The sequence below is a fragment of the Pseudomonas neuropathica genome, assembly GCF_015461835.1.
Lineage (GTDB): Bacteria > Pseudomonadota > Gammaproteobacteria > Pseudomonadales > Pseudomonadaceae > Aquipseudomonas > Aquipseudomonas neuropathica.
The window spans coordinates 196,537-223,017 of record NZ_JACOPX010000009.1 but is presented as its reverse complement, the minus strand read 5'-3'; the positions used below and the strand labels follow the sequence as shown (position 1 = coordinate 223,017).

Sequence of the window (26,481 nt, the reverse complement as noted above, 5' to 3'; positions counted from 1 at the left end):
TTAGTTGCTCTTTGTCGCTCCGTCGTTCAACGCAGCACTCTGCAATGCTTTTCTGGCTTGCTGTTTGCGCAGCAGTTGCCAGTGCGACAGCACGGTTTTCGGCGCCCAGATCTGCGGCTCCGACGCTTCGAAATTATCCGCCAGTTCACGCTCGGCGACGGTGGCCTTGGCCAGTTTGAAGGCTTGCTCCAGATCATCGGTCTGATTCAGCGCCTGGGCGAACAGTGCATCGCCGAAGTAGGTGAAGTTGGCTTCTTCCGAGCAGCCGAAGGACACCCGATCGGCGCGCGAGGCGGTCATGATCAGCGTGCGTTCGTCTTTCAGCGCCGGGATAAAGCCGCCGGAGTAGCACGACGAAATTACGATGATCTTGTCGCGATTTTTCAGCGGCGCCAGTACAGCGGCGAGTTCATCGGCGGGCAGGTCGGCCAGTTCCATGCGCGGCTGGTCGAGCACCAGCTCATGTTCGGCGGTGCCGTGGCTGGTCAGGTAGATGAACAGCAGATCTTCCGGGCCGCTGCGTTCGGCCAGCGTTTGCGCGGCACGACGCAGGTTCTCGCGGGTGGCCATCGGCCGGTCGCCGAGGTGGTCACGGTGGTTGACCAGACGGACCTGGCCATAAGCGCCGAAGCGCGTGTTGAGCATGTTGGCGACGTAGTCGGATTCGCGCAGGAATACGCTTTGTTTGCCGTCGCCGCCGAGGGTCAACGTGTACAACTCGACCGCCGGGGTCGACGCGGGAATGGCGGCCAATGCGTCATCAAGCAGGCGGCCCTGCGCGAGCAAGCCGAGTTCGAGCGTATCGGGCAATAACTTGCCGTCGGCGTCGCGCACGCGCTGGCCATTGACCCAGGTGCCGCTCATCACGCTGCCATCGGTGAGCACCAGGGTGCCGCGTCCGGAGTAGCTGTCGTTGTCGAAGCCGCCGATGTAAAAGCTGCCATCGGACAGGTTCAAGCGGCCCTGACCGCTGAAGCGCCAGTCGCTGAACGTGCCGATGTAATGGCTACCGTCGGCGCCGATCAGTTCGCCCTTGCCGGTCAGCGCGCCTTCCTTGAACTGGCCGAGCCAGACATCGCCGTCGGCGTTTTCGTAGCGACCTTTGCCGTGCAGTTGATTGTTCTTGAAGCCGCCGACGTAGATGTCACCGTCAGCGCTGTTGAACGTACCGTTGCCTTCCAGCTGACCGTTGACGAAATGCCCGCTGAACGAGTTGCCGCTGGCATCGCCGCGCTGGCCTTCGCCGTTGGGCTTGCCGTGAGCGAACTGGCCTTGATAGGAGCTGCCGTCGTCCATTTCCAGACGGCCGAGCCCGGAGTATTGGTCAGCCTTGAACTCGCCACGGTAGGTCATGGCGTTTTCTTTCAGGGTGCCTTCGCCTTCGCGGCGTCCCTGTTTGAAGCCGCCGGTGTAACTGCTGGCGTTGGTGGTCAGGCTGCCTTGGCCGTCGAACAGGCCTTGCTGAAACTGCCCGCGATAGACCTCGCCGTTGCTGCCATGCCATTCGCCCTGACCATGCCACTGCCCCTTATCGAACTGCCCGGCATACCAGCTGCCGTTGGGGTAGTCGACGCGGCCCTGACCTTGCAGCAAGCCATCGACCAGTTCACCACGATAGCGTCCACCGTCAGGCAGGCGCGCATCCGGGGGCAGCAGCGATTCGCCGTCGCCGCACGCGGTGAGCATCAGGGTCAAGGCAAGAGGTGCAAGACGAGCGAGTGAGCGCATAGCGGGATCCGGGCAATTAGGCGACCGAGTATGCCGCAGCTATGTGACCTAATGCAGCCGGTAAAAACAGTGTTGACGCGAAACAGCGTGCGCTGCTTCGCATCCAGAACCATCAGACGAAGCAGAGCGACAGTGGCTCGGCGATATAGGCCGGTTTGTCCGAGCCTTCTATCTCCAGTGTCGCGGTGGCTTTGAGCAGCCACTGGCCCGGTTTTTTCTCGGTCACTTCGCCCAGATCGACCTTGAGGCGGACCTTGGAATTGACCTTCACTGGCTGGATGAAACGCACGCTGTCCAGTCCGTAATTGACCACCATCTTCACGCCTTGCGGCAGAATCAGGATGTCTTCCATCAATTTCGGGATCAGCGACAACGACAGGAAACCGTGGGCAATGGTGCTGCCAAATGGCGTTTGCGCGGCTTTGACCGGGTCGACGTGAATGAACTGATAATCACCGGTGGCTTCGGCGAACAGGTTGATGCGTTCCTGATCGATGGTGAGCCATTCGGAACGTCCGAGTTCCTTGCCGACATAATCTTTGAGCTCTGCAACGGGAACATAGGGCATTGAGACTCTCCTTGGGTTCATCGGTTTTATAGTTTTTCAGGTGGGGGATTTGACCGCCCTGCGAACCACTGTAGATCATCATGGCGATTTGCTCCGGTCAACCGACCATGCTTTTGGCGAATGCCGATCCATAGCGCAGGCGTGCTTATAATGCCGAGCCCCTGCTGGGTGAAAAGTAAGACGGAGATGTCGGATGTTGCTACGTGGCCTGACCCTGCTGGTGCTGTTCCAATTGCTCGGCACGGCGCTCAATCATTTGCTCTTGCCGGTGCTGCCGGGGCCGATCATCGGTCTGCTGCTGTTGCTGGTCTTCCTGATCGTTCGCGGTGAAGTGGGGGAGCCGCTGAACCTCGCGGCTGGCAGCCTGCTGCGCTATCTGCCATTGCTGCTGGTGCCGCCGGCCGTGGGCGTGATGGTTTATGCGAGTGACATTGCCGCGGACTTCTGGGCGATTGTCGGCGCTTTGGTGCTGTCGTTGATCCTGTCGATGGCCTTCGCCGGGGTGCTGATGCAACGCCTGGTCAAACGGCACGCCCCCGCGTCGGAGGAGTCCTGATGCTCTTTGACTGGCAGGGCGCCTGGGCCTCCGTTATCCATCATCCGCTGTTCGGCATCGGCATCACCCTCGGCGCCTATCAACTGGTGTTGGCGGCGTTCGAGAAAACCCGCTGGATCTTTCTGCAACCGGTGCTGGTCTCCATGCTGTTGGTGATCGGTGTGCTGGTCGGCTGTGGCCTGACCTATGCCGAGTATCGCAAGAGCACCGAGATCCTCAGCATTCTGCTCGGCCCGGCGACCGTGGCACTGGCGGTGCCGCTGTATCTCAACCTGCGGCGTATTCGCCAATTGTTCTGGCCGATTTTTACTACGCTGGTGATAGGCGGCGTAGTCGCCACAGGTATGGGGGTGGCGCTGGGCTGGTGGTTCGGTGCCGAGCACATGATTCTGATGACCATGGCGCCGAAGTCGGTGACCTCGCCGATCGCAATGCTGGTGGCTGAGCAGATTGGTGGCGTTGCGGCGCTGGCGGCGGTATTCGTGTTGATCACCGGGGTGATCGGTGCGATCTTCGGCCCGGCGCTACTGACTCGCCTCGGTGTGCACAGTCCCGAGGCGCGCGGCATGGCGCTGGGCATGACCGCGCATGCGGTCGGCACGTCGGTGGCGTTGCAGGAAAATGATGAGTGCGGCGCGTTTGCGGCGCTGGCGATGAGTCTGATGGGCGTGGCCACGGCAGTCTTCCTGCCGCTGGCGGTGTCGATGGTGGTGTAAGGAAATGTCTATGAGTCTGCCGCTTTTCCCGCTGAACACCGTGTTGTTTCCCGGCTGCAACCTCGATTTGCAGATCTTCGAGGCGCGCTATCTCGACATGATCGGCCGCTGCATGAAGCAGGGTGGCGGTTTCGGTGTGGTGTGCATCCTTGATGGCCACGAAGTCGGCGTCGCGCCAGAAGGTTTTGCTCTGGTCGGCTGCGAAGCGCGCATCACCGATTTCCAGCAGCAGGACAACGGCTTGCTCGGCATTCGTGTGCAGGGCGGGCGGCGGTTCACGGTGTTGCGTACCGAGGTGCAGCGCGATCAGTTGATCCTCGCCGATGTCGACTGGCTGGATGACGAACCCGAGCAACCTTTACAGGACGAGGATGCTGATCTGGTGGCGCTGCTCAAGGCACTGGCCGAGCACCCGATGGTGGAAGCGCTGGACATGGGCACTGAAGCGCTGGGTCAGCAATCGCTGGCCAATCAGTTGGCCTATCTGCTGCCGTTCGCCGAAGAAGACAAGATCGATCTGTTACAACTCGATGATCCCCAGCAGCGGCTGGATGCAATTCAGGCGCTGCTCGACGAACTACAAGGTGAATTGTTCGCCTAGTTGCACTTTGAATTAACTGATGGCGCCTGCCAGCATTGTTTTGCTTTTGTCTTTGTCTTAATTTCAAGTTGTCCGCAGGAAGCGGATAACTTGAATAAAAATAAGGATGAAAGTATGACTGTCTATGAAGATGAATGGGCGTTTTGGGATGATATTGCTGGCAAGTATATTTTGAAACATGCCGAGACGGATCATAACGTTAGCCACGTAATTGAGGCGGCATCCACTTATGCGGACCGGATGGTAATAGCCCGGCGTAAACGAAAATCTGAAAAAGTCCCTGTCGGCGAAGTGCCACGGATGTCGGCGTCCGCCACCAGCGTAGTGACTGCGACTGCGGTTTGATTATTTACTTTTTCAGCATTGCCTGTCGTCGTGGCTAACTGACGGCGGGGTGTTTACAGGTGGGCAATCCCATGGCTTTAGCAAAAACAAACAACCAGACATTCACTGCGCATCTTTATCTTGATGGCCGGCCAGTGGTACTTAATCAACTACGTCTGCAACAGGCTTTGCGTGACCTTCGCATAACCAAGGCGGAAAAACTGGATGCCGAAGTGGGGTTGGCGGATTCGCGCGTGTCCAGCTTCATAACGCTGGCTGAGCATGATGACGACACACCACTGCTGTTGAAGTTCGTCCCAAAGGGTGACGAATATGCCATCAGCCTTGTGCTCGCGGGAACATTCGATGGTGCGCGGTTATTCATAGAGGACAAGACTCATAATCTGTTGGCCAGTACCCATGCGCCAGAGCAATACTTTTCAATCAGCAAGTCTGGTGCTTCAAAGGCCTCCTTCAGTGATATCGAATCCGGTCCTGCCTATCTAGAGTTGATCCGCGAACCTGATGACAAGCCCTTGTATCGCCATATAAGCAGCGGAATGAGCACCTTCCTCGACGTCGATCCTAACAGGACGGGGCATAACGCCTTCAATCACAAACCGGCAATATTTGTGATCAAGGTTATCCAATAGCGCCCAGCCGCTACTCCATAAAAAGGCGCCATTCATGTCTGGATGAATGGCGCCTTTTTTCAGGTTCGGTAATGCTCGGGCACAGGCCAGACAATGTCGTCGGCGAACGTCTTGGCGCCTTTGGGCAGATCCGGTATCACGCCGCCAGAACCGGTGATTTCATCGATAAGGCTGTCATAGGCGTTGGCGCCAAAATACCCGGCAGCACGACTGTCGGTGCCCGCCCAGGTGGCCTGCTCGATGGCCGCGACCCGGTCACCCGACGCTCACTTCGATGGGTGAGGTTTTTGCTTGGGAGGTCCCGGGTTCCTCCAGACGAGGTCGCTTGGGTGAAGAGGGCGCCTCGACGGGTATAGGCCCCGGAATGTTTTCAGGGTTTGCAACTATCGCTCTGCTCGGCGAATGATCTGCGGAGGCCAGTGTTGAGGTGACGGGCGTTTCGACTGAAGGTGATTTAGGCCGTAGCCCGGGTTTTTGGCGCATGAATAAACTCCGTTTTTTGCGAGTCAGCCTGTCCGTAGGCTGAGGAGGACGGGTGCCCGTGTGGACGTCAGGTCCATACGGGCACGTGGCGAGGATCAGGTCTTGTCGTTGGAAAAGACCAGGTCTTGCGGGTTGATTCGCATCTGTGGATCGCTGGCCAGCGCCCAGTGTTTCCTTACTGCGTTGTAAACCACCGTACCGATCGTTCCGGCGGCGATTCCGACGTGGGTTACATGAACCCTTGCTGCCAGTTCGTTTCGCTGTTGATGGGCATTGATCTCGGCCAACAGAGCTTCGATATCGGCGTAGCGACGTGCATCGATGACGTAAAGCTGCAGCACTTCAAACAACAGCGACACTTCATAAATATGGCCGGCCGAAGTGGCCACGCTGATGGATTCCACCGGGATGTCGTCTTCGATATCGGGCAATTCGACGGTGACGCTCGCGATGTGCAGACGATTGCCGTCCAGTTGGATGTCGTCGCGGGTGACCGTTTCTTTCATTTTGTCGGTGTACAGCGTCCAGGTCGATGCATCGGCGGTTTTCGCTGCAGCGCCTGGCGTCGAAAGGCGAATGATGGTGTTGCTGGCCAGATGGACATCGTACGTCGAACTCTGGCCATCGAGTACATAGATGCCGGTGTGCGAACCGGTGTCGATGGTGATGCGACTGGGTTCTGCCGTTATCAGCGGTTTCACGCTGGCCAATGGTCTGACAAAGCGATAGTTGCCATTGCGTTGCTTGAGGCAACTTCGGGTGCTGCGTACGCGGGTGCCGGGGTTTTTTACATCGTCTTCATAATCCAGTGCGGGAACTTGCAGGCGGTAGGAAACCTGGTCCTGCAGGATCAGCACAACATCCTGCTGCAGGCGTGGGGTGGTGACTTTCAGGCTGTTTCTGCCGCTGTAACCGGTGGCCGCCGCGATGGGCTGGACCACACCTTTGAACATAACCACTTTCGACGGCAGGCTGACCGACAGGGTGAAGTCTGTGTAGTACAAGTGGGTCGTGCCAGAGACGCCTTTGCGCACCTGCACTTCATAACTGACCTGCACATCGATGATTTCAGCGTTGTCGAATTCCAGATAAACAGTGCGGGACGTTTCGGCGGTATTGCGCTGGGCAACGAATTCCACCCGACGCTCGGTGCGAGCAACAAAGTGCTGCTTCAAGCCCTGTTCGGCGATCTCGATCATGCCGCCGTTAACGATTTGCGGTGCAGCGGCGGGTTGGCCGATGACGACAACGACGGGGGTTATATCCTGCTGCAGCACCTCACCTGGCTGCTGGGGTAGCTGGACCAGCAGCTCATAGCCATCCTCGGTCTTGAAACGGAATCGGTCATTGTTCAACAGGCGTTTGCCATCGACCCACTGGTAGACATTTTCGAGTGTCAGTACATGTTCCGGGTCATTACCATCCTTGCCGCGCAATGAGCTGATCACCAGCGCAGTGCCGACGATCTGCCAACGCTGGATAACCTCTGCCGGCCAGCCGAACTCGATCAGACTCGACGCTTCAGCGTCCTCGTTAATGGTCGTGCGGGCGTTGCTGCTGGCGATGTAAAAACGATCTGCGCCACTGCCGCCGTCCACCCGACAGTCCGCTCCGTAGACGGCAATCGTGTCATCGCCTGCGCCGGCGCTGATGCGGTCGTAGCCATTGGCGGAAATCCGGTTGGCCGCGTCGTTTCCGCTGACGCGGCTGGTGCCTCTGCGCAGGGTCGAGACGTTTTCAATCGACGTGAGCTGCGCGACGTCAATGGCATTTGCCTCAGGATCAAGACCGCGCAGCGCCACCCTGCCACTGTGCAGGTTGATGTCGTGACCGATATGGCGGGTGTCGCTGAGTGGGCGGCTGCCTTCGAAGGCCAGGGTGTCGGCACCTGCGCCGCCGTCCAGCACATTGAGGTGGGCCGGTTTGCTGGTGAGGTTCAATTGCTGCTCGGTAATGTCCTGATAGAACGCATCGTCCCTGTCGCCTCCGGTCAAAGCCTTGTGATCCGCGCGATAGGTGAACAGATTGGGCTTGTCCCGGACCCCGATAACCCGGTCATTGCCGTCACCCAGGCGCCAGAAAATGCCTTTGTCATCACCGGCACTGCCTGACACTTTGCCTTTGAGGTTGGCGGGCAGGCCTTTGCCGGCATCGATTACGTCATCGCCGTCGACAACCACGGCCTGGTTGTCGAGCTTGAACGGTTGTTGGCCCGCGCTTTCGTCCCACTGGTAACGCCAGATTTCAACGGGCTTCAATTCAACCTGAAAGGCACCGTTGATCACGTGTTCGATGGTGTGTTTGTAGGCGTTCTCCAGCATGTCCTTGGCCGACAACTGCAGTTGTCGCTGGTGGTCCCGATAGCCCTTGGCGAGCTTGAAGCGATCCAGTACGTCCTGGTCCAGTTCCTTGTTGGTGAAGGCGAACCAGCCCGAGCGCATGCGTTCTTCAAACGTCAGTTCGATGTAGTCATCGATGTCATCCACCACTCGGGCGGCCTGGTAGATCATCGAGGCGGCGATAAGCAGTCCGGCGGCGACCAGCCCGACCGGCCCGGCGACGCTGCCAAACCCGGCCAGTGCGGCGACGCCCAGCACCAGGCTGATACCCGCCCCGGCGACGCTAAGACCGCCGCTGACGTAATGATCCTGGGCCTCTTTGCCTTGCGCCGCGGCGGCGGCATTGAACGACTTGATGGCATCGACAATGTCGAAGGGCAGGGTGATGGCGCTGGCGAACATCCCGGCACCGCGGCTCATGTATTTGCCCACCGAGGTCAGCGGGAAATACTTCAGCGCGTTGCCGCCGTTTCTGAGCATGGCCTCACCGGTCTTGGTCAGCCCGCGTTCGATGATCAGTGAGCCGAACTCGGCGGCGATCGAGCCACCCTGGAAAACCGCTTCCAGCGTGTCTCCGTGCTTGATCGCATCAATCATCGCCTTGTAGCCGCTGTAGATGCCGAACGCCTGCATGCCGACCCCGGCGCCGCTCATCAAATAGCTTTTGTTTTTGCTGATCCAGCCCGGGGCATTTTCCAGCGCGTCGGCGCGATGAATATCCAGTTTTTGCGCAGCCTTGCCCAACTGGTTCAAACGGTCCACCGCGCTGCCGGTGGCAATGGTTATATCGGCGATGAACAACGGCCCGGCATCGACCGAGCGCTTGCAGGCGATTTCATAAAACAGCATCGCCGCTACATTGCTGTCCGGATTGTCGACGGACAACAGGCGCGCCTGCACCCGGTCTGCATCGAAATTGAGTCCGTCGAGAAAGTGTTGATCCACGCGCTGCATGCCGGCATTCGCCGGGCTGATGGGTTGGCCGTGCACGGTCGCGCCCAACGCCAGGAGTTCGACGCGGCTGGTGAGTATTTCGCCGATGCGCAAGGGGCCGAAATGTTTGTCGAGGGATTTGAGTGTGCGTCGATAAGGGGCGTCAGCGTCGTCTGGCAACACTGCGTTGAGCCTGCCCGCCGGCGGCGCATGGGGGTTGGCCGAGACGCTGACGGGATTGACCTGAACGGCGCTGCTATTGGCGATTTGAAGTGGCGGAGCGATAAGTTTTGACATGTCATTAATCCTTTAATGAAAACGCATGAGCGGTGTGTCACTGATGTCGAGCCGTCGGCGTTGTCGACTCGGGCCAGTGGATGGCGTAGGCGAATTCGTCGCCGTTGCCCGACAGACTGAGCACAGGTTTACCGGCGGCTTCGGCGTTGTTGATCAACTGGTCGTAGGCGAATTTGTTCTCGTGTCCGGCATGGGTGGCGGCTTCGATGCGCTCTGCGTTCGCGCCTGCCTGTTCCTTGAGGTCATCGACCCTCACGGCTTTGCTCAGGTGCGAATTCAGCAGCCAGATACGCTCGGCATCCAGTCCTCTGCGGCTGACTGATATCAGCCCTTCGAAGTCATCGGAGGGAAACCAGGTGGGGGGTTTGTCGCGGGCCCCTGAATTGAAACTCTTGTTTTCTTCATGAGGCACCACTTCCAGGTCGCGGGTGTCGAGCACATACAGAAACATTTCCCGCTGACGTGTGCGTGTTGATTCATAGCGGCGATCACGATCCCACGGCACCGGGCTTGTGGCGTCGGACCATTCGGACGATGAGCTGCTCTCGGTATCACTGACATCGCTGCCCGAGGCGCTATCGTCAGCATCCCGCCCTGGGTATTTGCTCGTCTGGCTGTTGAACCGCAAGTACTCGGGGTCAGGCTCCCTTGCGTACACCAGGCCTTCTTTGAGGCTGAAGGTTGCGCTCATCGGCTTATGCGTGGTGGCGCCCGGTTTATGCTGGTATCGCGGTAGCATGAAGCCGTCATTGGCGAGTTCGAACGGTGTGCGTTCATCGCCACGGAACAGCGCCGGCACGTCGGTGCGGTACAGGCAATTGTTCTTGTTGCGCAGATAGCCGAGTTTGCCCAGCAGCGCTTCGCGCACTGGCGCGGTCATGCTGGTTTCCGGGCTATACCAGTCATGCCGGGCATCGTGCTTGAGGTTAAGTTCCTCGATAGCCTCGCGGCTCAATTGCTCAAGGCGCTGCGGATGGTCGAGATCGTCGATCAGGTGTTTGTGTGCCTGCGCCCATTGCGGCATTTTCAGTTCGGTCTTCAGGTCCTGTTGCAGGTGGGCCAGCTGACTGGGTAGCAGATTGTAGGACTGCAGAAATGCTTCGCGTTGTGCAGGACTCATGCTTGGGTGCAGCCAGCGCAGGGTGTCGCGCAGCAAGTCGCGGTGCGGGTTCGTGACTTCGGAAATCGCCCATTGCGGACACTTGCCGCTGGCTTGGGCTTCGGTGCGAAAACGCACGAGATCCTGGCCATGGATGTTGTACACCTGCCAGATCTCATGGTCTGTCCAATGCTTCAAGAGAGTGGGCTGGGCACCGAATCCGCCTGCGGGCGGATCGACCGGGATCCAGTGATCAAAAGCGTCCATAAAGGCAAATTGCGTGATCGCGTTGTTCGCCCCGAATGCGGGGGCCAGTTCGTAATAGCCTTGGGCATCCGGTGAACGCAGCGATGCCTTGTACAGATTCGAATCGAGGTGGGCAGGTCGAGGCCGTTTCGCGCCGGGGGCGATCCCCGGTTGATCGCCCGGTAGCGGCGCAGGTCGTTTTGTCGAGGCCATGGCGGGTGCCGGATGCTCCGTCAGGCGCCAGGTCAACCGGCCTTCATTCCGGTACAGCGCCGGTCCGGATGCGGACCGCTCGGTGACCATTTTGCAGCGATAGACCCCGTCGGCGTCCTGACCGACATGGGTGGTGCGCAAGTCGCCTTCATATTCGACGTCGACAAACTGTCGTCCGACGATCCAGCGAAAACCGTCATCCTCCGCCGGTTTCATTCCACGCAGGAAGTCGTCACGCAGCCAGTAGGTGTCGGGGGAATTATCGTTTGCGAGGTGGGCAGGGTTCGTCGCCTGCATCGGTTGGATGACCACGGCAGGCAGGTGTGCATCCGCGACCGGTCGGCCGCCAGCGGTGTGAACGGGATTCTGGCTACTCGGCAAACCCGGTAACCGGAAAATCGAAGGGCTGCCTGGAGTGAACGGTGTGTCGGTACGCAGGGGCGGGAATATGCTCGTGTCAGGTTGTTGCGTTGAGGTCTGGGCCGGATTGCGCGGTGTCTTTGGACTCATGGCGTACTCGAAATCAGTTGATGTATTGAAACCCTCGCTTCGTCAGTTGAATTGATTGCTGGGCAGGCAGGTGCAGGCGGTCTCACTTTAATGGGTGAGAATGTGCCGACGGGTTTCAAATATATGGATTTAATCTAACTGGTTTTTCAAGTTATGGAAGGCGCTGGGGTGAGGGTTCGTAATTGATATGTAACTTCGGTTGTTTTTAGTTTGAAGTGTGCGAAGTTGCGGTTTGGTAAATAAGGATTCTTACCGTGGGCGAGTAAGTTTGAATAAGAGAACAGCGCTGCTCTTGTCGGAGAATTCCTAAAAGAGCAGTGCGGAAGGATTAAGGCTTGTGTTTCGCCAGATTCAATAGGCGTAACGCAACAAGGTATGAGGCAAGTGCCGCAGGACGAAAAACCCGAACAGCGCCAACATTGCCGGCAGGATCAACCACCAGATCTTGAACGGCATGGGGTTGAGTGGGGTTTTACGCTGGCTCAGCCACAGGGCGGCAGCGCAGACGCAGGCGGCAAGCATGGCGCCGGCCAGCACGTCGGTCGGCCAATGAGCGCCCAGATAGACCCGCGACAGGGCGATGGAAAGGGCCGGAATACAGGCGATCAGCAACCAGGTCAGGCGCATGCGTGGCGGCTGGCCACGGCCGGCGAGTACCGCCAGGGTCAGAAACAGTGCAAACGAACCTGAGGCATGACCACTGGGCATACTGTAAGTGGTCAGTGGGTCGGTCAGCACTTCCGGACGCACTCGGGCGAAGAAGTATTTGGTCCCGGTGTTGGCCAATGCGGTCACCAGCAGCGTACCGCCAACAAAGATCGCATGACGCCATTGCCGGCACACCAGCAACAGGCCGGTCAGCAGGACGCTGAACAGCAGCATGTTGCGGAACTCACCGATCAGGGTCAGTGTGACCGCAATTTCATCCAGCATTGGCTGGCGATGTTCCTGCACCAGTGTCATCACCCCTTGATCGAGCGCTGTCAGGTACGGATAGCCGATGAACAGGCCAATCAGAATCAACAGGCTCATGCTGCTGATCCAGATGGTCGCGCGACGGTGGCGACGCAGGCTGCTGTTCACGCTGAGACCGACCATTGCGGCGATGCTGCCAGCGACAATGCCGGCCTCCAGCCAGAACCCTTCAGGCAATGGCAGACGAAAGGCTGCGCCGGTGGCCCAGCCCGGCAGCAGATAGGCGAGACTCCAGCCGGCGGCCGCCAGCAGGCTGACAGCGGCGAAACGCGGGAAGGGCATGTCGCACATACCGGCGACCATGGGCAGCATCGGTCGCAATGGCCCGATGAAGCGACCGACCAGCAGACTGGCGATGCCGTAGCGCTGGAAATACGACTCGGCACCGGCCATCCATTCCGGATGATGCCGTAGCCCCGGCAGGCGCCGAATGTTCTGGTGGAAATGGCGACCGAGGAAGTACGAAACGGCATCGCCGAGAATCCCGCCAAGGAAGCCCAGCAACAAGGTCTCGCTCAGTGACAGGGCGCCGCTGCCGGCCAGCACGGCGACGGCAAACAGCAGCACGGTGCCCGGCACGATCAAACCGGCAATCGCCAGGCATTCCACAAAGGCCACAATGAAAACTGCAGCAGCCAGCCATTGTGGATTGGCTGCCAGCCACCCGGTAATGCTATCGAGCCATGGGCCCATACAGAAAAACTCCAAATCATTAATGGCCTCCTGCAGGAGCAGCCTTCGGCAGCTCCTACATGAGTGCGTGTTTACAGCAGAAAATAATCTCGGCCTTCGACCTGACCGCGTCGCAGCGGGTTCCGCGTGCACCATTGCGCGTAAGTCGCATCGACGAAGCGGTACATCAAGTGTTCGTCCCGGCCGTGGGGGATGCCCAGGCGTGTTGTCTGGATAATGTGCGAAGGTGCCGGCCCGGTGTTTTCTACCAGAAGGACTTCATGATCAAAACGCTTGGCATCCCACACCGGCACTTTCAACCCCAGCGCTTTGCACAGCAGGGTTTGTCCGGCGCAGAGCTTTTGCGAAGGCCGCGCACGTCCCTGCGCGTCGGGATTGTTCAGCAGCATCTGCGCCAGACTCGCCGGCCCGCTGATTTCATCGACCCACGGATAGGCGGATTTGATCAGTACCGCATTGCCCGGACCGTGCGCACTGAAATTCAGCGAATCACCGCCACGGGCGTAATACATATAGATGTGGCCGCCATCCAGAAACAAAGCCTTACGCTTTTCTGTGTAGCCCAACGAGGCGTGGCTGCCTTTTTCTGCGCAGTAATAGGCTTCGGTTTCGATGATTCGCGCGCTCAGCCACAGATCGCCGACCCGGTGACGAATGACTTTGCCGAGCAGATCCTGCGCCAGCACTTGCGCATCACGGTCGAAAAAGGCGTCCGGCAGCCCTAGCGGCAGGCGTTCGGCGCGGTTGCGAACGGTCAGGTTGGACATGGCGGGCAATGTTTATCCAGGCTCAGGAGGTCGTGATGATAACAACGCGTGGCTTAATTGGGCCTGAACGCCGGCGAATCCGCGTTCATTTCGACCATCCGCCCGTCACCGCTGTTAGTCCCGGGACGCGGCAGCTATAATCTGCCGCTTTCCTCTTTGCCAAGATCCCAGCAGACCATGACTGAGTCCGTTCTTGACTACATGACCCGATTGGGTCGCGCCGCCCGCGAAGCCTCCCGGGTCATCGGCCGTGCCAGCACCGCGCAGAAAAACCGCGCCTTGCAGGCTGCTGCCAATGCCTTGGACGCCGCGCGCGCCGAGCTTGCCGCCGCCAATGAGCAGGATCTGGCTGCCGGTCGCGCAAATGGTCTGGAACCGGCACTGCTGGAGCGTCTGGAACTGACCCCGGCGCGCATCGACGGCATGATCGTCGGTTTGCGTCAGGTCGCTGCACTGCCGGATCCGGTCGGTGCGATCCGCGATATGAGCTTCCGTCCGTCGGGCATTCAGGTCGGCAAGATGCGCGTGCCGCTAGGCGTGATCGGGATCATCTACGAATCCCGCCCTAACGTGACCATCGATGCTGCCAGCCTGTGCCTGAAGTCCGGCAACGCGACCATCCTGCGCGGTGGCTCTGAAGCGATTCATTCCAACCGTGCGATTGCCGCATGCATTCAGCGCGGTCTTGCCGAGGCCGAATTGCCTGCCGCTGTGGTGCAAGTGGTCGAAACCACTGACCGTGCCGCTGTTGGCGCGATGATCACCATGCCCGAGTACGTCGACGTGATCGTGCCGCGCGGTGGCCGTGGCCTGATCGAACGTATCAGCCGTGATGCCCGCGTACCGGTGATCAAGCATCTGGACGGTATCTGCCACGTTTACGTCAGTGCCCACGCCGATCTGCCCAAGGCCCAGCGCATCGCGTTCAATGCCAAGACTTATCGCTACGGTATTTGCGGTGCGATGGAGACCTTGCTGGTCGATCAAACTGTTGCCAGGGATTTCCTGCCGTCGATGGCCGCCCAGTTCCGCGAAAAAGGCGTCGAACTGCGCGGCTGCGAGCGCACCCGGGCGATCATTGAGGCTGTTGCCGCCAGCGAAGACGACTGGAACACCGAGTACCTGGCGCCGATTCTGTCGATTCGCGTCGTCGACGGTCTGGATCAGGCTATCGAACACATCAACCATCACGGCTCCCATCACACCGATTCGATTGTCAGCGAAAACCTCGCCGATACCCGCCGCTTTGTGGCGGAAGTCGACTCGGCCTCGGTGATGATCAATACGCCGACGTGCTTTGCCGATGGATTTGAATACGGATTGGGTGCCGAGATCGGCATTTCTACTGATAAGCTGCACGCCCGCGGTCCGGTGGGTCTCGAAGGACTGACCTGCGAGAAGTACGTTGTGGTCGGTGATGGCCAGTTGCGCGGCCAGGCGACGGTCTGACTTGACCGGCCTCGACCTGACAGCGCCGCAAACCGGCAACGAGTCCCGCCCCCGGCGCATTGGCGTCCTGGGCGGCACGTTCGACCCGGTGCACATCGGCCATTTGCGCGGTGGGCTGGAAGTCGCCGAAGCGCTGGCGCTCGATGAGTTGCGCCTGATGCCGAACGCGCGGCCACCTCATCGCGGTACGCCGCAGGTGTCGGCGCAGGATCGGCTGGCGATGGTCGAATGTGCGGTGGCCGGATTGCCGCCGCTGGTGGTGGACGCCCGCGAATTGCAGCGGGACAAACCGTCCTGGACCATTGATACCCTGGAGTCGATGCGCGCTGAAATGCCCGCCGAGACCCAGGTTTTTCTGCTTTTGGGCTGGGACGCATTTTGCGGCCTGCCCACTTGGCACCGCTGGGAAGAGTTGCTCCAGCATTGCCATATCCTGGTGCTACAGCGCCCGGACGCCGACAGCGAACCGCCGGATGCCTTGCGCAACCTGCTGGCAGCGCGTTCGGTGAGCGACCCGCTGGCCCTGAAAGGGCCGAGCGGACAGATTGCATTCGTCTGGCAGACACCGCTCGCGGTTTCCGCCACCCAGATCCGTCAACTGCTGGCCAGCGGTAAGTCGGTACGTTTCCTGGTGCCCGACGCGGTCCTGGCCTACATCGATGCGCACGGTCTGTACCGTGCGTCGAACTGAACAAGGCGTGCTTCACTGATACGAATCCACGTGTCGCCAAGCCGCCGAATATACGAGCAAAACGAGTTTTATATGACTGACAAAGACCAAACCAAAGTAAAGCGCAAAGGCACATTCAAGAGCGCCCCGCTGCCAGAACCGGTCAACACCAATGAGCCGCTGAAAGGCGACGAGCTGGTCAAACTGGCCGTGGCTGCCCTGGAAGACGTCAAGGCACAAGACATCCAGATCATCGATGTTCGCGACAAGCAGAGCATCACTGACTACATGATCATCGCCACCGGTACGTCCAACCGCCAGATCAACGCGATGCTCGACAAGGTTCGCGAAGAAGTCAAAAAGCAGGGCGCCAAGCCGCTGGGCGAAGAAGGCAAGGGCGACAGTGACTGGGTGTTGCTCGACCTGGACCTGGTGATCGTGCACATGATGACCGCCTCGGCACGTCAGTTCTACGACCTGGAACGCCTGTGGGCCGGTGCCGAACAAAGCCGTGCGGCCGATGCCAAGCATCACAGCCCGGAAAACACCCACGAGCATTTCACCAAGCTCAACAAAGACCAGCTGTAAGGGATTGCTGTGCGACTGCGCCTGATCGCCGTCGGTTCACGCATGCCCAAGTGGGTGGAAGAAGGCTGGCATGAATATGCCAAGCGTCTTCCGTCCGAGCTGGCGCTGGAACTGGTGGAAATACCGCTCAATACCCGTGGCAAGAATGCCGACGTGGCCCGATTCATCCGCCAGGAAGGCGAAGCCATGCTGGCCAAGGTCGGGCCGAACGAGCGGATCGTCACGCTGGAAGTCCACGGCAAACCCTGGAGCACAGAGCAGCTGGCGGTCGAACTCGACCGTTGGCGGCTGGATTCGCGCACGGTCAATTTCATGGTCGGTGGCCCGGAAGGGCTGGCGCCTGAAGTCTGCGCCCGTGCCGATCAGCGCTGGTCGTTGTCGCCGCTGACGTTGCCGCACCCGTTGGTGCGGATCCTGATCGGCGAACAGTTGTATCGTGCCTGGACCGTGTTGTCCGGTCACCCTTACCACAAGTAATCCAGCCCACATGTCTCAGCCGATCCGCATCAAGGACCACGAAAAGGACGCACGCCTGGTGCGTAGTCGCGTCGTGTTCGGGGCCATTGCGATCATGCTGCTGATCGGCGTGTTGATCGCGCGGCTGTATTACTTGCAGGTGATCCAGTACGAGTACCACTCGACGCTCTCGGAAAACAACCGCGTCCATGTGCAACCGATTCCACCGACCCGCGGGTTGATTTTCGACCGCAATGGCGTGGTGGTGGCGGACAACCGTCCAAGCTTCAGCCTGAGCATGACCCGCGAGCGCTCCGGCGACTGGCAGCAGGTGCTCGACGTCATCGTTGAAGTGCTGGAGCTGACGCCTGAGGACCGGGTGATCTTCGAGAAACGCATGCGTCAGGGGCGCCGACCGTTCGAGCCGGTGCCGATCCTGTTCGAGCTGACCGAGGAGCAGATCGCCCGGATTGCGGTGAACCAGTTCCGGCTGCCTGGCGTAGAAGTGGTGGCGCAGCTGGTTCGTCACTATCCGCAGGGTGCGCACTTTGCGCACTCGGTCGGCTACATGGGGCGGATCAACGAGAAAGAGCTGAAGACCCTCGATCCGGTCAACTACAGCGGCACCCACCACATTGGCAAGACCGGCATCGAGCGTTTCTACGAGCCGGAATTGCACGGTCAGGTCGGTTACGAAGAAGTCGAAACCAACGCCCGCGGCCGCGTCTTGCGCGTGCTCAAGCGCACCGATCCGATTCCCGGCAAGGACATTGTTCTGAGCCTGGACATCAAGTTGCAGGAAGCCGCGGAGGCTGCGCTCGGTGGACGTCGTGGTGCGGTAGTTGCGCTCGATCCGAAGACTGGCGAAGTGCTGGCGATGGTCAGTCAGCCGAGCTTCGACCCGAACCTGTTCGTCACCGGGATCAGCTTCAAGGCCTATGCCGAGTTGCGTGATTCCATCGACCGGCCGCTGTTCAACCGCGTGTTGCGCGGTCTGTACCCGCCGGGTTCGACGATCAAACCGGCGGTGGCGATTGCCGGCCTTGATTCCGGTGTGGTCACCGCGTCGAGTCGGGTGTTCGACCCGGGCTACTACATGCTGCCCAACTACGACCACAAGTACCGTAACTGGAACCGCACCGGTGACGGCTTCGTCGACCTCGACACGGCGATCATGCGGTCCAACGACACCTACTTCTATGACCTGGCGCACAAGCTTGGCATCGATCGGTTGTCGGCCTACATGAACAAGTTCGGCATCGGCCAAAAGGTCTCGCTGGACATGTTCGAAGAATCCCCCGGCCTGATGCCGTCCCGCGAATGGAAACGTGCGACGCGCAAACAGGCGTGGTTCCCTGGCGAAACCCTGATCCTCGGGATCGGCCAGGGCTACATGCAATCGACTCCGCTGCAACTGGCCCAGGCCACGGCGCTGGTCGCCAACAAAGGCATCTGGAATCGTCCGCACCTGGCCAAATCCCTCGAAGGCGTGAAACCGGTGGACGAAAACCCGATGCCGGACATTGTTCTGCGTGATCCGTCGGACTGGAACAAGGTCAACCACGGCATGCAGCAGGTCATGCACGGTGCCCGTGGTACCGCGCGCAAAGCGGCGATCGGCGCGCAATACCGCATCGCCGGCAAGTCAGGTACCGCGCAGGTCGTGGCGATCAAACAGGGCGAGAAGTACGACCGCTCCAAGGTTCAGGAGCGCCACCGCGACCACGCCTTGTTCGTCGGTTTTGCTCCGGCCGATGATCCACGCATCGTCGTATCGGTGATGGTCGAGAACGGTGAGTCCGGTTCCGGCGTTGCCGCGCCGGTGGTGCGCCAGGTCATGGATGCCTGGCTGCTCGATCAGGACGGACGTTTGAAGGCCGAATACGCCAGCCCAATCAGTGCGGAGGCTACGGCCCGTGATGAATAATTTTGATCGCATGCTCTCCAGTGAGGATGTGATGCGTCGCCGCGCGACGCTGCTGCAAAGACTGCATATCGATGGCCCGTTGTTGATCCTGCTGCTGATCCTCGCCGCCGGCAGCCTGTTCGTGCTGTATTCGGCCAGTGGCAAAAGCTGGGATCTGCTGGCCAAACAGGCCACTTCGTTCGGTATCGGTCTGGTGTCGATGATCGTCATCGCCCAGTTCGAGCCGCGTTTCATGGCCCGTTGGGTACCGCTCGGTTATGTGATCGGCGTGGTGCTGCTGATGGTGGTGGACATCATGGGCCACAACGCCATGGGCGCGACGCGCTGGATCAACATCCCCGGGGTGATCCGCTTCCAGCCCTCGGAGTTCATGAAGATCCTGATGCCGGCGACCATCGCCTGGTATCTGTCCAAGCGCACGTTGCCGCCGCAACTCAAGCATGTCGGCATCAGCCTGATGCTGATCGGTGTGCCGTTCATCCTGATCGTCCGTCAGCCTGACCTCGGCACTTCGCTGCTGATTCTCGCCGGTGGTGCGTTCGTGCTGTTCATGGGCGGGTTGCGCTGGCGCTGGATTCTCAGCGTGCTGGCGGCGGCGATCCCGGTGTCAGTGGCGATGTGGTTTTTCATCATGCACGACTACCAGAAGCAGCGAATCCTGACCTTCCTCGACCCGGAAAGCGATCCGCTCGGCACCGGCTGGAACATCATTCAGTCGAAAGCCGCGATCGGTTCCGGCGGCGTGTTCGGCAAGGGCTGGCTGCTCGGCACCCAGTCGCACCTGGACTTCCTGCCGGAAAGCCACACCGACTTCATCATTGCCGTACTCGGCGAAGAGTTCGGTCTGGTCGGTATCTGCGCGCTGTTGCTGATCTATTTGTTGCTGATTGGCCGGGGGCTGGTGATTACCGCTCAAGCCCAGACGCTGTTCGGCAAATTGCTCGCTGGCGCGTTGACCATGACGTTTTTTGTTTACGTTTTCGTCAACATCGGTATGGTCAGTGGCCTGTTGCCGGTTGTAGGGGTGCCGTTGCCGTTCATTAGCTACGGAGGAACTTCGCTGGTGACGCTGCTGTCAGCGTTTGGGGTTTTGATGTCGATCCATACCCATCGCAAGTGGATCGCACAGGTTTGAATAAGGTGAAGAGTTCAATGCAAGTTATGCGTGGCTGGGCGACTCGATGCGCGCCATTGGTAGGCCTGATGGGCCTGCTGGGTAGCGTGCAGGAAGCGCTGGCCGGCGAATACGAAGGCTCGCCGCAGGTGGCCGAGTTCGTCGGTGAAATGACCCGCGACTATGGTTTCGCCGGTGAGCAACTGATGGCGGTGTTCCGTGAGGCTCAACGCAAACAGGCGATTCTCGACGCCATTTCCAAACCTGCCGAGCGGGTCAAACAGTGGAAAGAATATCGCCCGATGTTCATCACCGACGCGCGTATCGCCCGTGGTGTGGACTTCTGGCGTCAGCACGAGGCCACCCTTGCCCGGGCCGAGCAAGAATACGGCGTGCCGGCACAAGTCATCGTGTCGATCATCGGCGTTGAAACCTTTTTCGGACGTAATACCGGTAATTACCGGGTGATCGATGCCTTGTCTACGCTCGGTTTCGACTATCCTCCCCGTGCCGAATTTTTCCGTAAGGAACTGCGTGAGTTCCTGCTGCTGGCGCGCGAAGAACAGGTCGACCCATTGACCCTCAAAGGCTCGTACGCCGGGGCCATGGGCCTGCCGCAGTTCATGCCGAGCAGCTTTCGCGCCTATGCGGTGGATTTCGACGGTGACGGCCACATCAATATCTGGAACAACCCGGATGATGCGATCGGCAGCGTCGCCAGTTATTTCAAGCGTCACGGCTGGGTCGCCGGTGAGCCGGTGGTCAGCCGTGCCGATGTCCGCGGCGAGCAGGTCGATGAAGGCCTGACCACCGGCATTGAGCCGACGAAAACCGTTGGAGAGTTGCGGGCGCTGGGCTGGTCAAGTCATGATGCGCTGCGCGATGATATGCCGGTTACTGCATTTCGCCTCGAAGGCGACAACGGCCCTGAATACTGGTTGGGCCTGAAGAATTTCTACGCGATCACGCGTTATAACCGCAGCGTGATGTACGCCATGGCCGTACATCAACTGTCTGAACAGCTGGTACAAGCACGGGGCGTCAAGTAATGCGGGCATTGCCTAACAATAAACCCCTGAAGCTGGTGGCATTCGCTGCGTTGGCGGTGCTGGTCGCCAGTTGCTCGACCAGCCGTTCGCCGACTCAGAAAACCACCACGACCGCTGTGCGTGCCCAGCCGGGCCTGGACATCAACCGTGCGCATAAAGATGGCGCGCCGTGGTGGGACGTTGACGTGTCGCGCATCCCGGACGCCACGCCGACCCTGCACACCGGTCCGTACAAGGCCAACCCGTACACGGTGCTGGGCAAGACCTACTTCCCGCTGCAGGAATCGAAGACTTACGTGGCTTCGGGTACGGCGTCCTGGTACGGCACCAAATTTCACGGTCAGAACACTGCCAACGGCGAGGTCTACGACCTTTACGGCATGAGTGCCGCCCACAAGACATTGCCACTGCCAAGTTACGTTCGGGTGACCAACCTGGACAACAACAAGAGCGTGATCCTGCGGGTCAACGACCGTGGGCCGTTCTATTCCGACCGTATCATCGACCTGTCCTATGCTGCGGCGAAGAAGCTCGGTTATGCCGAAATCGGCACCGCGCGGGTCAAGGTCGAAGGCATCGATCCTCAGCAATGGTGGGCCGCCAAGGGCCGTCCGGCGCCTTTGATGCTCAACGAGCCGCAAGTCGCGCAGAATAGCGCCCCGGTGATCACGGCCTCGGCCGGCACCGTCGAGCAATGGACGCCACCACCGCAGCAACATGCCTCCGACACCGTCCCCGTGCCGATGAGTGCAAAAAAAAACGCTTCTGCAACAGCAACTGGCCAGTATCTGCAGGTGGGCGCGTTCGCCAACCCGGACGCTGCAGAGCTGCTGAGGTCGAAGCTCAGCGGGATGGTGAGCGCTCCGGTGTTCATCAGCTCGATCGTGCGCAATCAACAGACCCTGCACCGGGTTCGCCTGGGGCCGATCGGCTCGCCGGGTGAAATTGCCCAGGTGCAGAACAGCGTGCGCCTGGCCAACCTTGGTTCGCCAAGTGTGGTCACCGAGTAATACGTAGAACTTGATTGACGGTTCACTTGCGGTATCGGGGGGTGAACCAGGTTGTTGGCTCGTCGAAGAACAAAAGCCCGGCAAGGGTGACTGGAGTGAGCAACTGAACACGCGATGACTCGTTAGAAAGTCATCTGATTAAATTTTGTCCGCAAGGACAGTTTCCATTAGCGATTTCGAGAGACGGATGAACATCACCACCTTTGCCAAACGCCTGTGTCTGCTAGTCCCGCTGCTCCTCTCGCCAGCCGCCTTCGCGGCCGAGATGATGCCGTCGCCACCGCAACTGGCTGCCAAAGCCTACGTTCTGATGGATGCCAGCAGCGGCAACGTGCTGGTCGAGAACAATGGCGATCAGCGTCTGCCACCGGCCAGCCTGACCAAGCTGATGACCGCGTACATCGCGACCCTGGAAATCCGTCGCGGCCAGATCGGTGAAAACGATCCGGTGACCGTCAGCGAAAACGCCTGGCGCACCGGCGGTTCGCGGATGTTCATCAAGGTCGGCTCGCAGGTCACCGTCAGCGACCTGCTGCACGGCATCATCATCCAGTCCGGCAACGACGCCAGCGTCGCGCTGTCCGAGCACATCGCCGGCAGCGAAGACGCGTTCGCCGACCTGATGAACAAGACAGTCGCTGATCTGGGCATGACCAATTCCCACTTCATGAACCCGACCGGTCTGCCAAACCCGGAGCACTACTCGTCGGCTCACGACATGGCGATTCTGGCGCGCGCGATCATCCACGAAGACCCGGCTCACTACGCGATCTACTCGCAGAAAGAGTTCTTCTGGAACGGCATCAAACAGCCTAACCGCAACCTGCTGCTGTGGCGCGACAAGACCGTTGACGGTCTGAAAACCGGTCACACCGACGAAGCCGGCTACTGCATGGTGTCCTCGGCTGTGCGTGACGGCCAGCGTCTGATCGCCGTGGTGTTCGGCACCAACAGCGAAGTGGCTCGCGCCGCTGAAACCCAGAAGCTGCTGACCTACGGTTTCCGCTTCTTCGAAACCCAAACCTTCTATCAGAAGGGCACCGAACTGGCTCAGGCCCCGGTGTGGAAGGGCACCACCAATCAAGTCAAGGCCGGCCTGGCTGAAGACCTGACCATGACCCTGCCAAAAGGCCAGCTGAAAAAGCTTGCTGCGAGCATGACCATGAACCCGCAACTGACCGCGCCAATCGCCAAGGGCGACGTGATCGGTAAAGTCGAAGTCAAACTGGAAGACAAGGTGGTGCATAGCGCTGACCTGATCGCTCTGGATGGCGTCGAGGAGGGTGGTATCTTCCGCCGCATGTGGGATAGCATCCGTCTATTCTTCTACGGCTTGTTCAACTGATTTGTGTTGACCTGCATGGCCCCGCCCCGATCCGGTGCGGGGCCATGTGCGTTATCACGGCTTGCGCTCAAGAGGCCGTTACGCCATGACCGATACCGAAGTAAAGGCGCCAAAGATCGAATTTCCCCAGGTTGATTATCCGGTTAAGGTGATCAGCGACACGGGGGTTGGCCACAAAGACAAGATCATCGAAATCGTGAAGAAATTCGCGAAGATCAACGATGAGCGTGTCGACGAGCGTTCTAGCAGCAACGGCAAATACACCACCATCCAGTTGCACATCGTCGCGACCGATCAGGATCAGCTGTACAACATCAACAGCGAACTGCGGGCAACCGGTTTCGTGCACATGGTGTTGTGATGCCGGGCACGCTGGGCTTTCGGGAGCTCGGCCAGATGGCTTACGAGCCGGTCTGGCATGCCATGCAACGCTTTACCAACGAACGCGGCAGCGATGCCGCCGACGAAATCTGGCTCGTCGAACACCCGCCGGTGTTCACTCAGGGCCAGGCCGGCAAGGCCGAACACTTGCTGCTGCCGGGAGATATCCCGGTGGTGCAGGTCGATCGTGGCGGCCAGGTGACTTATCATGGCCCCGGCCAATTGGTGGCTTACCTGTTACTGGATGTGCGCAAGCTGGGTTTCGGCGTGCGCGATCTGGTCAGCCGCATGGAGCTTTGCCTGATTGAACTGCTGGCCAGCTACGGCGTGACCGCGGCGGCCAAGCCAGACGCTCCCGGCGTGTACGTCGACGGGGCGAAAATTGCTTCTCTGGGTTTGCGGATTCGCCACGGTTGTTCCTTTCATGGCCTGGCCCTGAACGTGGATATGAACCTGGAACCGTTTCGACGGATTAATCCCTGCGGCTATGCCGGGCTGGCGATGACCCAGCTGAGCGACCACGCAGGATCGATTGAATTTGCCGAGGTAAGTGCCCGGCTGCGCGCGCAGCTCGTCAAACACCTCGACTATGCTGAGCAGACGACCCTGACGGGCGGAATCGACTGATATGACTACTGATGCAGTGCAAACCATGATCCCGACGCTCGACGTGACCGAGCGCCCGGCCCCGCGTCCCAAGGTAGAAGCCGGCGTCAAGCTGCGCGGCGCCGAGAAGGTTGCACGCATCCCGGTAAAGATCATTCCGACCACCGAACTGCCGAAGAAGCCTGACTGGATTCGTGTGCGTATCCCGGTTTCGCCTGAAGTCGACCGGATCAAGAGCCTGCTGCGCAAGCACAAGTTGCACAGCGTCTGCGAAGAAGCGTCCTGCCCGAACCTCGGCGAGTGCTTCTCCGGCGGCACGGCGACCTTCATGATCATGGGCGACATCTGCACCCGTCGCTGCCCGTTCTGCGACGTCGGCCACGGTCGTCCGAAGCCACTGGACGTCAATGAGCCGCAAAGTCTGGCCATCGCCATCGCTGACCTTAAGCTCAAGTACGTGGTGATCACCTCGGTTGACCGCGACGACCTGCGCGACGGCGGTGCCCAGCACTTTGCCGACTGCATCCGCGAAATCCGCAAACTGTCGCCGAACGTGCAGCTGGAAACCCTGGTTCCGGACTACCGTGGCCGCATGGACGTCGCGCTGGAAATCACCGCGGCCGAGCCGCCGGATGTGTTCAACCACAACCTGGAAACCGTGCCGCGCCTCTACAAGGCTGCGCGTCCGGGTTCGGATTACCAGTGGTCGCTGACCTTGCTGCAACGCTTCAAGCAGATGATGCCGCATATTCCGACCAAATCCGGCTTGATGCTGGGTCTGGGTGAGACCGACGAGGAAGTCATCGAAGTCATGAAGCGCATGCGCGAACATGACATCGACATGCTGACCCTCGGCCAGTACCTGCAACCGTCCCGTAGTCACTTGCCGGTGCAGCGCTTTGTGCACCCGGACACCTTCGCCTGGTTCGCCGAGGAAGGTTACAAGATGGGCTTCAAAAACGTTGCCTCGGGGCCGCTGGTGCGTTCTTCATACCACGCCGACGAGCAAGCGAAGCTGGTCAAGGCGGAGCTGCTGGGTTCCTGATCCGGCGCTGAATGAAAAAATGCCCGCCGAGGTTTTAACGCCCGGCGGGCATTTTTTTGCCCGGATTACCTTCGCTGCTGATTTTTCCTTCAATCCACGGCGTGGCTGACCCTCTTCTGTTTGCCGCCGTACCTGACTACTGTGTGTGCATGACTTCACAGGGAGATCCAAGGATGACCGTTCGACCGACTCACACACTTTGTCCACACAGAGCCGTGCCCGCACTGCCTTCAGAGGGGCTGGTCGGTGTTATTGCACCTGCCGGTCCCGGTGCTCTGGACACCGACAAGGCGGTGCAATGGATGCGCGCCCGTGGCTATGGGCTGAAGGTGTTTCCCGGTGTCTATGAAAAGGACGGCTATCTGGCCGGCAGTGACGATGTGCGCTTGCGTGATCTGCACGCGGCATTCGCTGATCCCGAGGTCGATGCCATCATTTGCCTGCGCGGCGGCTACGGCACGCCGCGCTTGCTCGACCGGATCGATTACGACCTGCTGAGCCGCCATGCCAAGCCATTCGTTGGCTACAGCGATATCACCGCGCTGCACCTGGCCATCAGTCGTTACGCGGGATTCGTGACCTTCCACGGGCCACTGCTCAACGCCGACTTGTTGGGCGACAAGGAGCCACCGACGGTCACTTCGTTCTTCGCCATGCTGCGTGGGCAATTGAAGGCGGGGAGTGTGTTGAGCCATCCGGTGGCGTATCCGTTGACTACCGTCGAACCTGGCATCGCGCACGGGCGCTTGCTCGGCGGTAATCTGGCGATGATCGCCGCAACCCTGGGCACGCCATACGAAATTGATGTCGAAGGGGTGATTCTGCTGATCGAGGACATCAACGAGCCGCTGTATCGCATTGACCGGTTGCTGACTCAGATGCGTCTGGCCGGCAAGCTGGCGAGGTTGCGCGGGGTGTTGGTCGGGGATATTGCCGGCGTGGATGTCGAAGCGCTGAACCGCTTGCTCAAGCAGACTTTCGAGCCGTTGCGGATACCGGTTTTGTCTGGCTGGCGCAGCGGGCATTGCGATCCGAACCTGACGCTGCCGATGGGCGCGCTGGTGCGGCTGGATGCGGGGAAGAAGGAATTGATACTGGAGCAGGATGTGGTGATCAAGGCTTAAAGGCTAGTCGCCTGAT

General features: G+C 59.7%; 24 protein-coding genes. 18 read left to right on the top strand and 6 right to left on the bottom strand.

Annotated features, from left to right (window positions below):
• Both H8F23_RS15290 and H8F23_RS15285 read right to left on the bottom strand, forming a co-directional pair.
• Positions 1–1,728 (bottom strand): C13 family peptidase, encoded by a 1,728-nt coding sequence (locus tag H8F23_RS15290; RefSeq protein ID WP_093434541.1) that lies wholly within the window; start codon positions 1,726–1,728, stop codon positions 1–3.
• A gap of 112 nt (positions 1,729–1,840) precedes the next feature.
• Positions 1,841–2,296: a MaoC family dehydratase gene (locus H8F23_RS15285; protein WP_007909575.1), complete on the bottom strand. Its 456-nt coding sequence runs from the start codon at positions 2,294–2,296 to the stop codon at positions 1,841–1,843.
• 193 nt (positions 2,297–2,489) lie between these two features.
• On the opposite strand from H8F23_RS15285, the gene H8F23_RS15280 reads away from it, so the two are divergent.
• The 5 genes from H8F23_RS15280 (at position 2,490) to H8F23_RS15260 (ending at position 5,146) form a co-directional block, all read left to right on the top strand.
• The gene (locus H8F23_RS15280; protein ID WP_194934912.1) at positions 2,490–2,852 is read left to right on the top strand and encodes a CidA/LrgA family protein; all 363 of its coding nucleotides are present in this window, start codon (positions 2,490–2,492) and stop codon (positions 2,850–2,852) included.
• Positions 2,852–3,568 (top strand): LrgB family protein, encoded by a 717-nt coding sequence (locus tag H8F23_RS15275; protein ID WP_194934911.1) that lies wholly within the window; start codon positions 2,852–2,854, stop codon positions 3,566–3,568. The genes H8F23_RS15280 and H8F23_RS15275 overlap by 1 nt, the downstream gene beginning before the upstream one ends.
• A 10-nt stretch (positions 3,569–3,578) precedes the next feature.
• Positions 3,579–4,169, top strand: coding sequence for an LON peptidase substrate-binding domain-containing protein (locus tag H8F23_RS15270; RefSeq protein WP_194934910.1), 591 nt, complete (start codon positions 3,579–3,581; stop codon positions 4,167–4,169).
• On the top strand, positions 4,170–4,514 hold the full coding sequence (locus H8F23_RS15265) for a hypothetical protein (RefSeq protein ID WP_228759246.1): 345 nt from the start codon (positions 4,170–4,172) through the stop codon (positions 4,512–4,514).
• A 71-nt stretch (positions 4,515–4,585) separates the two neighbouring features.
• Positions 4,586–5,146 carry a hypothetical protein gene (locus tag H8F23_RS15260; RefSeq protein ID WP_194934909.1) on the top strand — a complete coding sequence of 187 codons (561 nt, stop codon included), beginning with the start codon at positions 4,586–4,588 and terminating at the stop codon, positions 5,144–5,146.
• 578 nt (positions 5,147–5,724) lie between these two features.
• Here the strand turns inward: H8F23_RS15260 and H8F23_RS15255 are convergent.
• The 4 genes from H8F23_RS15255 to H8F23_RS15240 all read right to left on the bottom strand — a co-directional run bounded on the left by H8F23_RS15255 (position 5,725) and on the right by H8F23_RS15240 (position 13,701).
• Positions 5,725–9,198 carry a calcium-binding protein gene (locus H8F23_RS15255; RefSeq protein ID WP_194934908.1) on the bottom strand — a complete coding sequence of 1,158 codons (3,474 nt, stop codon included), beginning with the start codon at positions 9,196–9,198 and terminating at the stop codon, positions 5,725–5,727.
• 37 nt (positions 9,199–9,235) lie between these two features.
• Complete coding sequence (locus H8F23_RS15250) at positions 9,236–11,266, bottom strand: hypothetical protein (protein WP_194934907.1); 2,031 nt, start codon at positions 11,264–11,266, stop codon at positions 9,236–9,238.
• A 351-nt stretch (positions 11,267–11,617) separates the two neighbouring features.
• The gene (locus H8F23_RS15245) at positions 11,618–12,934 is read right to left on the bottom strand and encodes a bifunctional DedA family/phosphatase PAP2 family protein (protein ID WP_186621790.1); all 1,317 of its coding nucleotides are present in this window, start codon (positions 12,932–12,934) and stop codon (positions 11,618–11,620) included.
• 71 nt (positions 12,935–13,005) lie between these two features.
• A complete protein-coding gene (locus tag H8F23_RS15240; protein ID WP_194934906.1) occupies positions 13,006–13,701 on the bottom strand; it encodes a DNA-3-methyladenine glycosylase in 696 nt (231 codons plus the stop codon).
• Positions 13,702–13,878: 177 nt separating this feature from the next.
• Here H8F23_RS15240 and H8F23_RS15235 point away from each other — a divergent pair, with 177 nt between their 5' ends.
• The 13 genes from H8F23_RS15235 (at position 13,879) to H8F23_RS15175 (ending at position 26,465) form a co-directional block, all read left to right on the top strand.
• Complete coding sequence (locus H8F23_RS15235; protein WP_194934905.1) at positions 13,879–15,150, top strand: glutamate-5-semialdehyde dehydrogenase; 1,272 nt, start codon at positions 13,879–13,881, stop codon at positions 15,148–15,150.
• The gene (gene nadD / locus H8F23_RS15230) at positions 15,119–15,841 is read left to right on the top strand and encodes a nicotinate-nucleotide adenylyltransferase (RefSeq protein WP_228759245.1); all 723 of its coding nucleotides are present in this window, start codon (positions 15,119–15,121) and stop codon (positions 15,839–15,841) included. Before H8F23_RS15235 ends, nadD begins: the two co-directional genes overlap by 32 nt.
• Before the next feature lie 72 nt (positions 15,842–15,913).
• Positions 15,914–16,408: a ribosome silencing factor gene (rsfS, locus tag H8F23_RS15225; protein WP_016986117.1), complete on the top strand. Its 495-nt coding sequence runs from the start codon at positions 15,914–15,916 to the stop codon at positions 16,406–16,408.
• A gap of 9 nt (positions 16,409–16,417) precedes the next feature.
• Positions 16,418–16,885 (top strand): 23S rRNA (pseudouridine(1915)-N(3))-methyltransferase RlmH, encoded by a 468-nt coding sequence (rlmH, locus tag H8F23_RS15220; RefSeq protein ID WP_003185785.1) that lies wholly within the window; start codon positions 16,418–16,420, stop codon positions 16,883–16,885.
• Between the two features lie 10 nt (positions 16,886–16,895).
• A complete protein-coding gene (gene mrdA, locus H8F23_RS15215; RefSeq protein WP_194934904.1) occupies positions 16,896–18,791 on the top strand; it encodes a penicillin-binding protein 2 in 1,896 nt (631 codons plus the stop codon).
• Between the two features lie 31 nt (positions 18,792–18,822).
• Positions 18,823–19,926: a rod shape-determining protein RodA gene (gene rodA / locus H8F23_RS15210; RefSeq protein WP_175559619.1), complete on the top strand. Its 1,104-nt coding sequence runs from the start codon at positions 18,823–18,825 to the stop codon at positions 19,924–19,926.
• Positions 19,927–19,943: 17 nt separating this feature from the next.
• On the top strand, positions 19,944–20,954 hold the full coding sequence (gene mltB, locus H8F23_RS15205; protein ID WP_194934903.1) for a lytic murein transglycosylase B: 1,011 nt from the start codon (positions 19,944–19,946) through the stop codon (positions 20,952–20,954).
• Positions 20,954–21,964, top strand: a complete 1,011-nt coding sequence (locus tag H8F23_RS15200; RefSeq protein WP_194934902.1) for a septal ring lytic transglycosylase RlpA family protein — start codon at positions 20,954–20,956, stop codon at positions 21,962–21,964. Before mltB ends, H8F23_RS15200 begins: the two co-directional genes overlap by 1 nt.
• A 187-nt stretch (positions 21,965–22,151) precedes the next feature.
• Positions 22,152–23,309, top strand: a complete 1,158-nt coding sequence (locus H8F23_RS15195; RefSeq protein ID WP_007909601.1) for a D-alanyl-D-alanine carboxypeptidase family protein — start codon at positions 22,152–22,154, stop codon at positions 23,307–23,309.
• Between the two features lie 85 nt (positions 23,310–23,394).
• Positions 23,395–23,670, top strand: coding sequence for a DUF493 domain-containing protein (locus H8F23_RS15190; RefSeq protein WP_008087908.1), 276 nt, complete (start codon positions 23,395–23,397; stop codon positions 23,668–23,670).
• Entirely contained in the window at positions 23,670–24,317 is a 648-nt protein-coding gene (gene lipB / locus H8F23_RS15185; RefSeq protein WP_008087909.1) for a lipoyl(octanoyl) transferase LipB, read from the top strand. The genes H8F23_RS15190 and lipB overlap by 1 nt, the downstream gene beginning before the upstream one ends.
• Before the next feature lie 25 nt (positions 24,318–24,342).
• On the top strand, positions 24,343–25,341 hold the full coding sequence (lipA, locus tag H8F23_RS15180) for a lipoyl synthase (protein WP_167394918.1): 999 nt from the start codon (positions 24,343–24,345) through the stop codon (positions 25,339–25,341).
• Between the two features lie 173 nt (positions 25,342–25,514).
• Positions 25,515–26,465, top strand: coding sequence for a S66 peptidase family protein (locus tag H8F23_RS15175; protein ID WP_194934901.1), 951 nt, complete (start codon positions 25,515–25,517; stop codon positions 26,463–26,465).
• Positions 26,466–26,481 lie beyond the last annotated feature (16 nt).